This window comes from Ensifer sp. SSB1, from assembly GCF_016652895.1.
Classification (GTDB): Bacteria; Pseudomonadota; Alphaproteobacteria; order Rhizobiales; family Rhizobiaceae; genus Ensifer.
On sequence record NZ_JAEPRP010000183.1, the window covers coordinates 1 to 14,666 of the forward strand.

14 protein-coding genes are annotated in these 14,666 nt (G+C 61.7%); 11 read left to right on the forward strand and 3 right to left on the reverse strand.

The window, feature by feature from the left end:
• From I8N66_RS30950 to I8N66_RS30980, 7 genes are all read left to right on the forward strand, one after another.
• A partial coding sequence (locus I8N66_RS30950) for a DUF938 domain-containing protein (protein ID WP_291162323.1) occupies positions 1-300 on the forward strand: 300 nt, incomplete at its 5' end.
• Positions 301-696: 396 nt separating this feature from the next.
• Positions 697-1,314 (forward strand): cupin domain-containing protein, encoded by a 618-nt coding sequence (locus I8N66_RS30955; protein ID WP_291162326.1) that lies wholly within the window; start codon positions 697-699, stop codon positions 1,312-1,314.
• Between the two features lie 244 nt (positions 1,315-1,558).
• A complete protein-coding gene (locus I8N66_RS30960) occupies positions 1,559-3,145 on the forward strand; it encodes an ABC transporter substrate-binding protein (RefSeq protein ID WP_291162329.1) in 1,587 nt (528 codons plus the stop codon).
• Between the two features lie 87 nt (positions 3,146-3,232).
• Entirely contained in the window at positions 3,233-4,282 is a 1,050-nt protein-coding gene (locus I8N66_RS30965) for an ABC transporter permease (protein WP_291162332.1), read from the forward strand.
• A 9-nt stretch (positions 4,283-4,291) separates the two neighbouring features.
• On the forward strand, positions 4,292-5,194 hold the full coding sequence (nikC, locus tag I8N66_RS30970) for a nickel transporter permease (protein WP_113536229.1): 903 nt from the start codon (positions 4,292-4,294) through the stop codon (positions 5,192-5,194).
• Positions 5,191-6,042, forward strand: coding sequence for an ABC transporter ATP-binding protein (locus tag I8N66_RS30975; protein WP_291162336.1), 852 nt, complete (start codon positions 5,191-5,193; stop codon positions 6,040-6,042). Before nikC ends, I8N66_RS30975 begins: the two co-directional genes overlap by 4 nt.
• On the forward strand, positions 6,039-6,809 hold the full coding sequence (locus tag I8N66_RS30980; protein WP_291162339.1) for an ABC transporter ATP-binding protein: 771 nt from the start codon (positions 6,039-6,041) through the stop codon (positions 6,807-6,809). The genes I8N66_RS30975 and I8N66_RS30980 overlap by 4 nt, the downstream gene beginning before the upstream one ends.
• A gap of 189 nt (positions 6,810-6,998) precedes the next feature.
• Here the strand turns inward: I8N66_RS30980 and I8N66_RS30985 are convergent, their stop codons facing one another.
• From I8N66_RS30985 to I8N66_RS30995, 3 genes are read right to left on the reverse strand one after another with little or no spacing between them, the layout of a single operon-like run.
• Entirely contained in the window at positions 6,999-8,054 is a 1,056-nt protein-coding gene (locus I8N66_RS30985) for a LacI family DNA-binding transcriptional regulator (protein WP_291162342.1), read from the reverse strand.
• An 8-nt stretch (positions 8,055-8,062) separates the two neighbouring features.
• Entirely contained in the window at positions 8,063-8,275 is a 213-nt protein-coding gene (locus I8N66_RS30990) for a tautomerase family protein (protein ID WP_291162345.1), read from the reverse strand.
• 15 nt (positions 8,276-8,290) lie between these two features.
• Positions 8,291-9,202, reverse strand: coding sequence for an SMP-30/gluconolactonase/LRE family protein (locus I8N66_RS30995; protein WP_291162348.1), 912 nt, complete (start codon positions 9,200-9,202; stop codon positions 8,291-8,293).
• A 351-nt stretch (positions 9,203-9,553) separates the two neighbouring features.
• On the opposite strand from I8N66_RS30995, the gene I8N66_RS31000 reads away from it, so the two are divergent.
• The 4 genes from I8N66_RS31000 (at position 9,554) to I8N66_RS31015 (ending at position 14,247) form a co-directional block, all read left to right on the forward strand.
• Positions 9,554-10,678 (forward strand): sugar ABC transporter substrate-binding protein, encoded by a 1,125-nt coding sequence (locus I8N66_RS31000; RefSeq protein WP_291162351.1) that lies wholly within the window; start codon positions 9,554-9,556, stop codon positions 10,676-10,678.
• A 67-nt stretch (positions 10,679-10,745) separates the two neighbouring features.
• Positions 10,746-12,287, forward strand: coding sequence for a sugar ABC transporter ATP-binding protein (locus tag I8N66_RS31005; protein WP_291162354.1), 1,542 nt, complete (start codon positions 10,746-10,748; stop codon positions 12,285-12,287).
• Complete coding sequence (locus I8N66_RS31010) at positions 12,284-13,264, forward strand: ABC transporter permease (RefSeq protein ID WP_291162357.1); 981 nt, start codon at positions 12,284-12,286, stop codon at positions 13,262-13,264. Before I8N66_RS31005 ends, I8N66_RS31010 begins: the two co-directional genes overlap by 4 nt.
• Positions 13,265-13,275: 11 nt before the next feature.
• Positions 13,276-14,247, forward strand: a complete 972-nt coding sequence (locus tag I8N66_RS31015; RefSeq protein WP_291162359.1) for an ABC transporter permease — start codon at positions 13,276-13,278, stop codon at positions 14,245-14,247.
• Positions 14,248-14,666 lie beyond the last annotated feature (419 nt).

The following is a 14,666-nucleotide window of genomic DNA, read 5'->3' on the forward strand; positions in this document are numbered from 1 at the left end:
GTGTCGATCAATATGATCCATATTGCGCCATGGGCGGCAAGCTTAGGTCTGTTCGCAGGGGCTGGCCGTTTGCTTCGCGCTGATGGGCTTCTTGTTCTCTATGGCCCATACATGCGCGATGGCGCACACAACGCTCCTTCGAACGCTGCCTTCGACGCGGCTCTAAGAGAGCGAAACCCATCATGGGGTGTGCGCGATATCGCTGATCTTGAACAAGTGGGTGAGGCCGCGGGACTTAATCTCCGCGAGACGATCGAGATGCCTGCCAACAACATGTTGCTGGTCTTTCGCCACCGGTAGGCAGCGGAGCTGGAGCGCTACATTCCTCCTCGGCAGGCTTGCCGTTGAAGATGTCATCCAGAATCCATCGATTTCCACCCGGCCGCTGAACAGAGCGTGCCCGGCACGTCTCATGAGGCGCGCGCCGCTCATCGCTTGTTCTTTAACACCACGAAGACGCCGTGCTGCAGGGATAGTGCTGAATTTCCGGCCTTCCAACCACGACCCATGTGCTGACGCTGCTGCATCACTTCGTTGGCGGCAAGTCCACCGAAACATCCCAAGGGCGGCATTTCTTTGTGCCAATCCCAGGTCGGCGTGCAGCGCAAAACAACATCTCGGGCACTATTTTAACTTGCATGGCTTACTTTAGTTATACTAAAGTTTTCTCAGGCCAGCAAAATGCGGAAAGACAATATGAGCTTCAACGATCGGGAGGTGCAGCAGAAGGCCTCTCAGCGATCCCCTCTTTTTCCACCTGCTATTTCACTCGGGCGTGCGCTTCGAGAGCGGCGCAAAGAGATTGGCAAGACCATGCGGCAGGTAGCGCGCGAGGCCGGCCTCAGTGAGGGCTTTGTCAGTCAAGTAGAGCGCGGCCTTTCGACGCCCTCCTTGATCTCGCTTTGCAACCTCGCCTCCAGTTTGGAGGCCAGTGTTGAGGCCTTTCTGCCGCAAGTGCCGCAGCGCACCCACTCCGTGGTCTCGCATGCCAGCGAGCGCCACAACTACACTCTCGAGGCGGAAGAGCGGGTGTACCAACTATTGCAGCGCGGTTTTCCCGGGGCGCTTCTCAACAGCTGTATCACACACATGCCTCCCGGATACGTCTCGGATGTGACACGCCACGAGGGCGAAGACTTCCTCTATCTCATCGAGGGCGAGATGCTCTACGAGGTCGGCGACCGCAAATATCTACTCACGGCCGGGGACACGTTACATTTTCTCGCATCGTTGCCGCACCGTGCACGCAATGTCGGTCCTGGCGAGGCGCGGGAACTTTGGGTTGGCACAACGCGGATCATACCGGAGCGGTGATCGGGGAGAATAGAGGTCGGTATTCAAAATTGTCACGAGCCCGATTGACAACCGCCCCTCTTAAACTTTAGCCTGACTAAAGTTCAAGAGGGGCGGGAGCGGTGGAGGCCGCTCGATTGGGCGCACAGCTTGGCCGGTGCGGGAACCTTCACAGGACCGGACCGTAAAAGCGGAAGGCTTTTCAAACAACGCAACGTGGGAGCGGGCGGCCGCAGGTGAAACCTGCACGCCTGAAGGAGGAAAAATGCGCGCAAAAAAACTGATCAACGGGGTTGCCCTCGTGCTGGCACTGGCGACTGGCCAAGCCCTGGCCGAAACGCCGAAGAACACGCTCGTCGTCGCCGATGCCATCGACGATATCATCACGCTTGATCCGGGCGAGGTGTCGGAGGTTGGCGGCGTGCTTGCGGCAAATCAGATCTACCAGCCGCTTCTGACTGCAGCGACCGACGATTCTAGCAAGATCATCGGCGTCCTCGCCGAAAGCTGGACGGCGTCGCCGGACGGCAAGATCCATACCTTCAAGATGCGTCCGGGCCTGAAGTTCGCCTCCGGCAACCCGGTGACGGCGAGGGATGCGGAATATTCGCTGCGCCGCGTAGTGCAGATGAAGTCGCGCTCTGCCTTCATCCTCACCCAGTTCGGCTTCACGCCTGAGAACGTCAAGGATCGTATCAAGGCGACTGACGACATGACGCTGGTCATCGAGATCGGCGACACCTATGCGCCGTCGTTCCTCTATTACTGTCTGTCTTCCTATGTCGGCGGCATCGTCGATTCCAAGCTGGTGCAGGAGCACGAGGTCAATGGCGACTTCGGCAATGGCTGGCTGAAGGTTGAGAACTCCGCCGGTTCCGGCCCGTATGTGCTGACGCGCTGGGAGCCCAAGCAGTCGATCATGTTGACCCGCAATCCCAACTATACCGGCGAGACCGGAGGCCTGGAGCGGATCTTCCTCCAGCATGTTCCCGAAAGCGCCGCGCAGCGCCTGTTGCTCGAAAAGGGCGACATCGACATAGCCAACAAACTCGGCCCGGATGATTTCGGCGCTATCGAGGAGAACCCGGACGTCGGCTTCGTCGACGGTCGTTCCGGAACCATCTACTACATGGGCCTGAACGTCAGGAACGAGCACCTGGCCAAGCCCAAGGTCGTGCAGGCGCTGAAGTACCTGGTCGACTACCAGGGCATCGCTGACACGATCTCGCGCGGCACGGTGGAAGTCCACCAGACGCTGGTGCCGAAGGGCTTCCTCGGCGAAATCGACTACAATCCGTACAAGCTCGATATCGAGAAGGCGAAGGCGCTGTTGGGCGAGGCTGGAATTTCGGGTGAGCTCACGCTGGATACCGTTGTCTGGAACACACCGCCCTACACGGATTTCGCCCAGGCGATCCAAGCGACCATGGCGCAGGCCGGCGTCAAGCTGAACCTTGAAGTGGTCGACGGTCAGCAGTGGCTGGAACGCTATCGCTCGTCAAACCTCGACATCTGGCTCGGCCTGTGGGGCCCGGACTATCCCGACCCGCACTCCAACGCCAAGGCCTTTGCCGTGAACAAGCAGGACGCGCCGGACGGTTCCGCCGGCCTTGCTGATCGATTTGGCTGGAACGCTGGAAGCCTGTCGCAGGATGCGATGGCGGCCGTACGCGAGCAGGATACGGACAAGCGCCGGGCGATGTATGAGACCCTCCAGAAGACCCACACCGACACCTCGCCCTTCCTCTACATGTTCCAGCAGGTCCGAAAGGTCGGCGTACGCAGTTCAGTCAAGGGGGTCGTCCTCGGGCAGACGTTCGCCGACGACCGCTACTGGAACGTAACCAAGTAGCCGTCCGAACCCATGTTTCGGACGCGATCGGGGCTCCGGCACCGGTCGCGTCCGAGGTCAGTCCCAGCAAAGCCAACGGAGTGGTTCGTGCCGGCAGTTCTCATCAACCGGGTTCTCGGTGTCACCGGCCGGATCCTCACGCTTCTCCTCACCGTGGGCATCACGCTCATTGGCCTGGTGGCACTCACCTTTTGCATCGGCCGCGTCGTGCCAATTGATCCGGTCCTGTCGGTTGTCGGACAGAAGGCGAGCGAGGAGGTCTATCAGCGCGTCTTTCTCGAAATGGGCCTCGACAAGCCGCTCTGGCAGCAGTTCCTCGCCTATGCCGGAAAGCTCGTTCGGGGCGATTTCGGCACGTCTTTCGTCACCAACCGGCCCGTGCTCTTAGACCTTTCCGGCTTCTTTCCCGCGACGTTGGAGCTTGCGACGCTCGGCCTTCTGGCCGGCACGCTCATCGGCGTGCCGGCGGGCGTGGCCGCTGCCTATTGGCACGACAAATGGCCCGACTACGTGATCCGCTTTGTCGGCCTCATCGGCTATTCCGTGCCAATCTTCTGGCTTGGACTGGTCGGTCTTTTCGTCTTTTATTCACGGCTCGACTGGGTGTCTGGTCCTGGCCAGATCGACGTCTTCTATCAGGGCATCGTCAAACCGGTAACCGGTTCGCTGTTGATCGACTCGCTTCTATCAGGCGAGTGGGAAGTCTTCGGCAATGCCTTGAGCCATATCGTGCTGCCGGCAGCGCTGCTCGGCTATTACAGCCTCGCCTACATCTCGCGCATGACACGCTCGATGATGCTGGACCAGTTGTCGCGGGAATACGTGCTGACGGCCCGCCTCAAGGGGGCGACCGAATATCGCGCCGTGATGCTGCATGCGCTACGAAATGCCGCCATCCCGCTCGTCACGGTGATCGCACTTTCCTATGGCGGCCTGCTGGAAGGCTCCGTGCTTGTCGAGACCGTTTTCGCTTGGCCGGGCATCGGCAACTACATAGCCTCGTCGCTTTTTAGAGCCGACATCAACGCCGTGCTTGGCGGCACGGTGCTGGTCGGCGCCGTGTTCGTTCTGCTCAACATGGTCTCGGACGTCGTCTACCAGATGCTCGATCCGCGCTCCAACCTTCGCCGCCGGTAGGAGGCTGCCATGACCGCCGTCAACCTCACCTATGCCGAGACCCGCCGCCAGCTCCGGCGCGCGCGCCTCGGTGAATTCACCAAATTCGCGCACCGCTTTGTCGGTAATCCGCTCGGCATGATCGGCCTTGCCATCCTCGGCGTGCTGTTGGCGAGCGCAGTCTTCGCGCCGCTTCTCGCGACCCATGATCCCTACTTGCCCGATCTCGTGCATCGCCTTTTGCCGCCGAGCTTTAAGAACTGGCTCGGCACGGACGAGCTGGGCCGTGATGTCTTCTCCCGCATCCTCTACGGCGCCCGGCTGACCCTGCTCATCGTGGGGCTGGTCGTTGCGACATCTGCGCCGATCGGCCTCATCATCGGCGCGGTGGCGGGAACATCGGGCGGCTGGGTCGATGCGGTGTTCATGCGCATCACCGACGTGTTCCTTGCCGTTCCGAAACTACTGTTGGCGCTCGCCTTCGTTGCTGCGCTTGGCCCCGGCATCATTAATGCGGCGCTGGCAATCACGCTCACCGCCTGGCCGCCCTATGCGCGGCTGGCGCGGGCCGAAGCCCTCATCGTGCGCGACAGTGACTACGTCAATGCCGTCAGGCTGGCCGGCGGCTCAGAGTTCCGCATCGTCTTCCGCCATATCATGCCGATGTGCCTCTCCTCAGTTATCGTGCGCATGACGCTTGACATGGCCGGCATTATCCTGACGGCCGCTGGCCTCGGTTTCATCGGGTTAGGCGCGCAGCCGCCGCTGCCGGAATGGGGCGCAATGATCTCGACCGGCCGCAAGTTCATCTTCGATCAATGGTGGGTGGCAACGATGCCTGGTCTTGCGATCTTCATCGTTAGCCTCGGCTTTAATCTTCTGGGCGATGCCATGCGCGACCTGCTCGACCCGCACTTAAGGAGGCGCGCATGAGAGAGACGCTTGTCAACGTGGAAAACTTGCGCATCGGCTTTGCCGGAGAGGGCGGCACAATGATCGAGGCGGTCAAGGGCGTTTCCTTCCAAGTCGGCCGGGAAAAGCTCGGCATCGTCGGCGAAAGCGGCTCGGGAAAGAGTCTCTCCAGCCGCGCCCTGATGGGCGTTCTGCCGGAGCATGCGCGCGTCTCGGCTGATGTAATGTCCTTTGCCGGCATCAACCTGCTTACGGCCTCGCCGCGGGTACGTCGGCAGCTGCGTGGCAATCGCATGGGCATGATCCTGCAGGATCCGAAATTCTCGCTCAACCCGGTCATGCGTGTCGGTAAGCAGATCGCCGAGGCGATCCGGCTCGGTGCTCGATCGCTGACGCCGGCAAAGGTGCGCCAGAAAGTACTTGACGTCTTGGAGGCGGTGCATATCCGCGCGCCGGAGCGCGTCTACGACCTCTATCCACACGAGCTCTCTGGCGGCATGGGCCAGCGGGTGATGATCGCCATGATGGTGGTGCGCGAGCCGGAACTGCTGATCGCTGACGAACCCACCTCCGCCCTCGACGTTACCGTGCAGTTGCAGGTGCTCGAGATCATGGACGAACTGGTCAGGCGCCGTGGCATGGGTCTTGTCTTCATCAGCCACGACCTCAACCTTGTCTCGCGTTTCTGCGACCGTGTACTGGTCATGTATGCCGGCCGGATCGTCGAGACGCTGGATGCGCGACGCATGCACGAGGCGGTACATCCCTATACGCGGGGGCTGCTCGCCTGCCTGCCAGCCATCGATGGGCCGCTGACACCACTGCCAACTCTCGCGCGCGACGCGAGCTGGGGAGAGGCCCGCTTATGATCCGCATCGACAATCTCAGCGTCCATTTCGGCAGCGCCGTCGCGGTTGAGAACGTCAGCCTCTCAGTGGAGAGCGGCGAGAGCTTCGGTCTCGTCGGCGAAAGTGGCTCGGGCAAATCTACCGTCTTGCGCACCGTCATGGGTCTCAATCGCCATTGGACCGGTGATATCCACATCGCCGACATAGATCTACGCAAGGGAAGGCGGCGCGACCTCGTGCGCGTGGCGCAGATGGTGTTCCAGGACCCCTATGCCTCGCTGCATCCCCGTTACACGATTGGCCAGGCCATCGCCGAGCCGATGCTGATCAACCGCATGTCGGATGTGGATGCCCGCACGGTCGAGTTGCTGGAGATGATCGGGCTGACGGCGGCACACCGGTTCCGGTTCCCGCACGAACTGTCCGGCGGCCAACGCCAGCGCGTGGCGATCGCCCGCGCACTGTCGCTGTCCCCTACGGTGCTGCTGCTCGACGAGCCGACCTCGGCGCTCGACGTTTCGGTCCAGGCCGAAATCCTCAATCTCCTGAACCGCCTTCGTCGTCAGCTTAACCTGACCTTTGTCATCGTCAGTCACGACCTCGCGGTCATCTCCTATATGTGCGATCGATTGATGGTGATGCAGAACGCCCGCGCAGTCGAAACGTTGACGCGCGCACAATTGCGCGCTGGCGACATGGAGCACGACTATACGCGCACACTCTTTCGGGCGAGCCGTCGCGATCGCATGGGCGCTCCTGCTTCGGCCGAAGCTGGTTGTTGTGGATGAGCGCTCCGCGGCACTTTTGCCAAAGCTTGTCCAGAATGTGTGCCGCCGGCGCTGCAATTGCTGCAAATCTTTGGCGCCACGACCGGCCGTCAACTGCGCAGAATTCGGGATGGTGGGATCATCAGGGCCGCGATCGCTAATGTATCATCTGGATTGTGCGCTGCGGCCGATCCGTGAGGATGTGCCGCTTCATCGCGTCGTACTTTCGCGAACCTGAAGCTCGAAGCCCAGGTCGACGATTGGCGATTCAATTGGCCGGCCGGCAAGTCGATCCAGCACCATCTGCACCGAGAGCCGGCCTATATCATAGCGCGGTGTGCGTACGCTTGTGAGCGACGGGTAGGCGACATGCATCATATCAAGGTCGTTGAAGCCGCAGATTGCCATGCGGTGCGGGACAGCGATACCCGCCCGCTGGCATTCAAACAGTACGCCCATCGCAAGGTCGTCATTGTTGCAAAAGACCGCGTCAAGGTCGGCCGCCTTCGCCAGCGCATCGGCGAGCAGCTGCCCGCCGAGTGATACGCGCGACGGCGTAAGAGTGGTGGTTACCAGCTTGGGATCGAAGAGCTGCGCCGCCTCCAGCGCTGAGCGATAGCCGGCCAGTCGGCGCTGCGAGCGTGGATCCATGCGCGCGCCGATGAAGCCGATCCGCCGGTATCCAGCTTCGATCAAGTGGTTGGTAGCCGTTTTGCCGCCTTCGAAATGGGAAAAGCCGACCAGCATGTCGACCGGAGTGTCGCCGTGCTCCATGATCTGCACGATTGGGCAATCCGCGCTCTCGAGCAATTTGCGGGTCCTCTCGGTCTGGTCTATGCCGGAGACGATCAGTGCTGATGGCCGCTGGCTCAGAAACATGCGGACCAGGCGCTCCTCTTCGCGAGGCGAATAGTGGGTATTGCCCATCTGTATCTGCAGTGGACCGTCGCCGAGCCCGTCATAAATGCCTCTCACCGTGTCGGCGAAGACGATGTTCGTTAGCGACGGCACGAGAACACCGATCACGTCGGCTCGGGAGGAAGCAAGCGCGCGCGCATTGGGGTCGGGCGCATAGCCGAGCTGCGTCACCGCCGTATCGATCTCTGCGCGCAGTTCGGCCGAAACTCGGGACGGATCGCGCAGCGCGCGCGACACGGTGATCGCGGCAACGCCGGCCAGTTTCGCGACGTCGGCGATCGTCGGCCTGCCACTGCTGCGCCGGCTTGTTTTTCGACCCTGGTCCCTGGAGATGATGTCGTCCGTCACGTCGGCTCCTAAGCGCTCCGCCTGCCCAGGGTCTCGACATCGGTGCTGCCGATGTACCAGTTCCTGGCCTCCACCTCATCGAACACGACGGAGACTTCGCGCTCAGGAAGTCCGGTTGCTTCGGCAATCGCCGCTGCGACCTTGCGACTGACGACAGCCTTCTTGCCGGAAGGATCATCGGCGAGGGTCTCGCGCACGATGGTGATGCGCACAAATGGCATGGCTGACCTCCCTGCTCAGTAGAGTTTTGCGCCGTTGACCATGAGCCGAGCCGCATAAAGCGAGCTGGTCGCGCAGATATAGAGGATGTTTCGTTTAGGCCCGCCGAAGACGCAGTTGGCGGTATTCTCCGGTACCCTCACCTTGCCGAGCAGGGTGCCGTCCGGGTGGTAGCAGTGGATGCCATCGCGCGCGCTCGTCCAGATCCGTCCCTCGTCGTCCAGACGAAAGCCGTCAAAGAGGCCAGCAGTGCAATCGGCAAAGACGCGCCCGCCCGAAATTACGCCCGCATCGCTGACATCGAAGACGCGCATATGTGCAGGATGGTCGGGCCCGTGGGTGCGGCCGGTGTCGACGACGTAGAGCTGTCTTTCGTCAAGGGAAAAGGCAAGGCCGTTCGGCCGCACCATGTCGGTAATGACCGCGGCGACCTCGCCGGTCCCCGGGTCGACGCGATAGACGTAGCAGGCGCCAATCTCGCTTTCGGCCCTATGACCCTCGTAATCGGACTCGATGCCGTAGGCGGGATCGGTGAACCAGATCGACCCGTCCGACCGCACGACGACGTCGTTTGGCGAGTTGAGCCGCTTGCCGTTCCAGCGGTCGGCGATGGTGGTGATCCTCCCGTCATGTTCCGTACGGCTTACGCTGCGGCGGCCGTGTTCACAGGTGACCAGCCGGCCTTGCCGATCCGTGGTGTTGCCGTTTGAAAAGTTCGACGGTTGGCGAAAGACGCTCACATGCCCGTCGGTCTCGTCATAGCGCAGCATCCGGTCATTGGGGATGTCCGACCAGACGACATAGCGTCCGGCCGCGAAATAGGCCGGCCCCTCGGCCCAGCGACACCCCGTGTAAAGCTGCTCCACCCGGGCGCTGTGGTTGACCAGACGGGCAAAGCGCGGGTCCACGATCTCGAAATCCTCGGCCATGGGGCCTCCCTCATGCGACAAAGAAGGTATCTGGGCGTGGCGATATGATAGCGCTATCATAAAAGAAGGGAATAGCCTTCCTGCTGGAATGCCGAAACTACACTGATTTTGATCTGAAATCTCGGATATCCGCGGTTTTGTAATCCGCAAATGTTACTTTACAATCGTATGTGGTAGCGCTACCTAATTAAGAGACAGCGGTGTTTTCGGGAGGAGACCAGAGCGCCTCGTCAATGGTGAAAGCAGGCATCCAGCGTGCCGGTGCCTCAGGAGTTCGTGCCGTTCGGGGGAAGGATTTCCGCCCCGGGCTGGAGAACAAAACAAGTGGCGCGCCAATGGGAGGAAATGTCGATGGTGAAGTCACTCGCTGGCGGCATCGTTGCCGCCACTGCCTTTTTCATGCTGGGCTCTGCTGCCTACGCAGATCCGGAAATCGTCTCGGGGCCTGCGGCTGAGCCGGAATGTTTCGCGCCGTGGTCGGCGGACACCAAGTTCTTCAAGTTTCCAAAAAAGGACGGCCCGTATCGCGTTGCGCTGGCAAACGGCTACATCGCCAACACCTGGCGCATCCAGATGGTGCAGACCGCCAAGGCCTATGCCGCTCAGCCCGACGTTGCGGCCAAATTGAAGGAGTTCAAGGTCGTTTCGACGGGTGAGGACGTGCCCGCGCAGATCTCGGCGATCAACAACTTCATCGATTCCGGCTATGACGCCATCGTCGTCAACGCCCAGAACCCGACGGCATTCGCGCCCGTCATCAAGCGGGCGAAGGAGGCTGGCGTGGTGCTGGTCGCCTTCGACAACATCCTCGACACCGAGGACGCCATCAACGTCAACGTCGACCAGAAGGGGCTCGGGCAATTGTGGGGCGACTGGCTCGTCAAACATCTGCCTGATGGCGGCAAGGTGCTCGAGGTGCGCGGTGTCGCCGGCACGTCTGTCGATACCGACAGACACGACGGCATCCATGAGAAGCTCCAGGCGTCGGGCAAGAACTTCGACGTCGTTGAGGTCATGGGCAAATGGGACGACGGCGTTGCCCAGAAGGTGACTGCGGACGCAATCGCAACCAGCGGCCCCTTCGACGGCATTACCGGTCAGGGCGGCGATACCGGCATCGTCCAGGCGATGATCGACGCCAAGCACCCGTTCGTACCTTTTGGTGGCGAAACCGAAAACGGGTTTCGCAAGTTCTGTGCGGCACATGCCGCCGACGGCCTGAAATGCTCGTCAGCCGGAACCGGACCCGCACAGGTGGCCGTTGCCATCAAGACGGCGATCGCCGCGCTTGAGGGACAGGTGGTGCCGCAGTCGGTCAAGTTGCCGTTGGCCATTGTCGAAGATCCCAATTTCAAGGAGGGCCAGGACTACTTCCAGTCCGAATCCGACAATTTCTTCGTCGGGAACTCCTTCCCCACTTGCGGGATCAATTTCTCCGCCCAGGAGATCATGAAGCAGAGCAAGGAAAACCAGTAGGCCAACCAGTTCGGGCATCGCATGCCTTTGCGATGCCCGTCGCCAGGAACGGATCCCGGAGAGATCAATGGAAAGTGGCGCACCGCTCTTTCGCATGGAAGGGATATCGAAACGGTATGGCGGGGTTCGGGCACTTGAAAATGCTGACGTGTCGGTCAGGGCAGGGGCAATCCACGCCGTCCTCGGCGAGAACGGTGCCGGTAAGTCGACGCTCATCAAGATCATGGCCGGGGTCGTGGCTCCCGACGAGGGACAGATGACGCTCGAAGGGCGGCCGGTGGAGTTCGCCTCGCCGGCTGCGGCCAGCGCCGCCGGCATCGCCTGCGTTTTTCAGGAGCTATCGCTGATTCCGGAACTCAGCGTCGCAGACAATATCGTCATTTCCGATCCGCCGACGCGGTTCGGCATGATCGACCGAAAGGCCCAGCGGCGCCAGGCCGAGGAGGCGCTGGCGCGCGCCGGTGCTGCCGACATTCACCCTCTGGCGCTCGTCAAGGACCTGCCGCTGTCGCGACAGCAGATCGTCGAGATCGCCAAAGCGCTGGCTCGCAAGCCGCGCATCCTCATCCTCGACGAGGCGACATCGGCGCTGACGGCCGCCGACGTGTCGAAAATCTTTGCGGTGCTGAAGCGATTGCGGGCCGAAGGGCTGGCGCTTGTCTACATTTCGCATCGCATGAACGAGATTGCGGAGCTTGCGGACGAGTGCACGGTGTTCCGCAATGGCAGCAAGGTCGCGAGCTATGCGGCGGGCACAAGGAGCGACGCGGAGGTCATCGAGATGATGATCGGCCGTGAGTATCACAGCGTCTATCCGCCAAAGCCAGATCGGCCTGCCCAAACCGCGCCCGTGCTTGAGACGCGAGGCCTTTCCTGGGCGGACCGCCTTCGTGACATCTCGTTTTCGCTGCATGCGGGTGAAATTGTCGGTCTCGGCGGTCTGGACGGGCAGGGGCAACGCGACCTGCTTCTGGCCCTGTTCGGGGTTTTGCGTGGGCTGCGCGGCACGGTGCTTGTCGACGGCAGCCCGGTCAGCATTGGCAGCCCGGCGCAGGCGCGCCAGCGCGGCATCGGCATGGCGCTCATCCCCGAAGACCGCAAGACCGAGGGGTTGATGCTGCCGATGACTGTGCGCGACAATCTCTCGCTCGCCTCTCTCGACCGGTTGACACGAGCGGGGATCATCGACAGCGCGAAGGAGGAGAGCGCCATCAACCACATGATGGCGCTGCTTGCCATCAAGGCGGGAAACATTGACGCGCCCGTCGGTGCGCTCTCTGGCGGCAACCAGCAGAAGGTTGTCATCGCGAAATGGCTGATGCGGCAGCCGCGCATCATTCTGCTGAACGATCCCACGCGTGGCATCGACGTGGGAACCAAGCAGGAGATCTACCTCTTGCTGCGGCGCCTCGCGGACGAGGGCGCGGCCATCCTGTTCTATTCGACCGACTATGCCGAGCTCATCGGCTGCTGCGACCGGGTCCTCGTGCTCTATGACGGAACGGTGAAGCGGGAACTGGCCGGAGCAGAGATAACGGAGCGCGCCCTGATCGCGAGCGCGCTCAACATCCCGTCCGCGGAACCAACCCAACGGGAGCCGGCGCTATGAAGGACTGGGAATATCGACTGGCGGAGCACCGGGGTACGCTGACGGCGGTTGCGATATTCGTGGTGATGTTCATCATCTACACGGCGAACCATCCGGCCGGCTTCACCGCCAACGTTATCCAGACGGCCGCCAACAAAGGCGTGCTCCTCGCCTTTGTCGCGATGGCTCAAACCATGGTGGTGATCACCGCAGGCATCGACCTCTCGGTCGGCATGATCTTCCTTCTCACCAACTGCCTGGCCTCATGGCTGGTCGTGGGTTCGCCGCTCGAGACGGCTTTCGGTGTGGCTGTTGTCCTGGCCGTTGGGGCTGTGTGCGGCGCGATCAATGGCGCAATCGTCATTTACGGGCGGCTGCAGCCGATCGTAGCGACGATTGCGACGGGGGCGATCTATTTCGGCTTCGCCCTGTTGCTGCGGCCTTTTCCGGGTGGGTCCGTCAACGAGAGACTTGCGGATGCCCTCACCGGCCGGATCTTCGGGGTCGTCCCGGCGAGCCTCGTGGCACTTGCGGCAGTGGTTGCCGTAGTATGGGTGCCGTTCAGCCGGTCGGTCTATGGCCGGGCGGCCTATGCCGCCGGCTCTTCCGAAACCGCGGCCTATATGTCCGGCATGCCGATCCGCCGTGGCAAGCTGCTCGCCTATACGCTTTCGGGCTTCGTGGCCGCCTTTGGCGGGTTGTTCCTCACCTTTTTTACCTATACCGGCGACGCGGCCTTTGCCAGCGGCAATGCCTACACGCTGTTTTCGATCGCGGCCGTGGTGCTGGGGGGTGTGTCGCTGTTCGGCGGCAAGGGCAGCGCCATCGGCGCCGTCTTCGGGGCGCTGGCGTTCCGGACGATCGGCGACCTTCTGTTCGTCTTCGATCTCGATCCGCTCTGGCAGCCGCTGTTCCAGGGGCTGATCCTGCTGGCGGCCGTCAGCCTCGGCGCGCTCGCCCTCTTCCGTGTACGCAATCGATTGGAGTGGTTCCTGTGAGCGAGACGGCAATGACGCGGGCAACGGAGCGGAAGCAGGGTTTCATGCGCAGTCTCGATCCGGCGGTGCTCACCGCATTTGGCTGCATCGTGTTGCTGCTTGTCGTTGGCAGCTTCTACTCGCGCAGCTTCCTGTCACCAGAATATCTGCTGCAGCAATTGAAGGTGGCGTCCTTCCTCGGCATCATCGCCACGGGCATGATGCTCGTCATCCTGCTTGGGCAGATCGATCTTTCCGTGCCGTGGACCGTGGCAACGGGCGCGATGATGGCCTGTGCGGCCGCGGCATACGGATCCCTCGGCACTGCGCTTGCTATTCCCTTCGGCATCGTGTGCGGCATCGCCATAGGGCTCGTCAATGGCGTTGGCGTGGCATACCTGCGCATACCCTCAATGATCGTGACCCTTGCGACCAATGCCGTCGCGCAAGGGGTCATGGTGGTCTACACAGGCGGCTTCTCGCCACAGGATTCCGCGACTGCAACCATGCGCTATCTGGCCACCGGCGCGTTGATTCCGGGCATCCCGAATGTCGTCTTCATCTGGGCGCTGATCGGCGCGGCGATGGTCTTCCTTCTGCGCCGGACGGGCTTCGGGCGGGCGGTCTACGGTATCGGCAATCGCGAACGTGCGGCCTATCTTTCCGGGATCAACACCCGCCGCATCGTCATGATCGCCTTTGCCGCCTCGGGCGGCCTCTCGGCCTTTGGCGGGGTTCTGCTTGCAGGTTACGCCTCCAAAGCCGCGCAATCCATGGGCGACGCCTACCTTCTTCCTGCCATAGCGGCCGTGGTGCTCGGCGGTACCTCGATCCTCGGCGGGCGGGGATCATATGTCGGCACGATCGCCGGCGTCATCCTCGTCACGCTGCTGCAATCGATCCTTTCCGTCACTCAGATGCCCGAGGCCGGGCGCCAGATCATCTACGGCGTGGTGATCATCCTGATGCTCCTGCTTTATGGTCGCGCACCAGCAAGCCGGTAAGTCCTCGATGAGCAAAGGAACGGCGGCCTTGAGCGTTCATCAAGCTATCTGCTCTTTTTCGGCTTGGACGGGAGCAGCGATTGACGAAAACTTGGGACACGATTTTAGCGCCGCCGAAGCCCCGTCGCCGACATCACGGCAAAACGCCCGCATATCGACGCGTGCAGTCTTCGCTACCGGAAGGGATCGTTGAGAGGATGTGAGAAATGACGAATGCGCTACAGGGTGGGTATCCTCCGGCCTCACACAACTAATGGAAGTCGCAGTCCGGATAATGTGATCGAGATTACAGCAATGTAAGATTTTCCGCTGGCAGGACGGGGTATAATTTCGCCCGCCGTCGTGGCAGGCGGCATCCCTAGACAAGGAGGTGGCATGAAAGAGACCGTGCCCGCTGAGAGAACGGATCACTGAGATGG

What these genes read in the sequence shown, in the direction of transcription:
- I8N66_RS30955 (WP_291162326.1), top strand. Translation starts at nt 697, where the DNA reads ATGAGCTTCAACGATCGGGAGGTGCAGCAGAAGGCCTCTCAGCGATCC.
- I8N66_RS30960 (WP_291162329.1), top strand. Translation starts at nt 1,559, where the DNA reads ATGCGCGCAAAAAAACTGATCAACGGGGTTGCCCTCGTGCTGGCACTG.
- nikC (WP_113536229.1), top strand. Translation starts at nt 4,292, where the DNA reads ATGACCGCCGTCAACCTCACCTATGCCGAGACCCGCCGCCAGCTCCGG.
- I8N66_RS30975 (WP_291162336.1), top strand. Translation starts at nt 5,191, where the DNA reads ATGAGAGAGACGCTTGTCAACGTGGAAAACTTGCGCATCGGCTTTGCC.
- I8N66_RS30980 (WP_291162339.1), top strand. Translation starts at nt 6,039, where the DNA reads ATGATCCGCATCGACAATCTCAGCGTCCATTTCGGCAGCGCCGTCGCG.
- I8N66_RS30990 (WP_291162345.1), bottom strand. Translation starts at nt 8,275, where the DNA reads ATGCCATTTGTGCGCATCACCATCGTGCGCGAGACCCTCGCCGATGAT.
- I8N66_RS30995 (WP_291162348.1), bottom strand. Translation starts at nt 9,202, where the DNA reads ATGGCCGAGGATTTCGAGATCGTGGACCCGCGCTTTGCCCGTCTGGTC.
- I8N66_RS31000 (WP_291162351.1), top strand. Translation starts at nt 9,554, where the DNA reads ATGGTGAAGTCACTCGCTGGCGGCATCGTTGCCGCCACTGCCTTTTTC.
- I8N66_RS31005 (WP_291162354.1), top strand. Translation starts at nt 10,746, where the DNA reads ATGGAAAGTGGCGCACCGCTCTTTCGCATGGAAGGGATATCGAAACGG.
- I8N66_RS31010 (WP_291162357.1), top strand. Translation starts at nt 12,284, where the DNA reads ATGAAGGACTGGGAATATCGACTGGCGGAGCACCGGGGTACGCTGACG.
- I8N66_RS31015 (WP_291162359.1), top strand. Translation starts at nt 13,276, where the DNA reads ATGACGCGGGCAACGGAGCGGAAGCAGGGTTTCATGCGCAGTCTCGAT.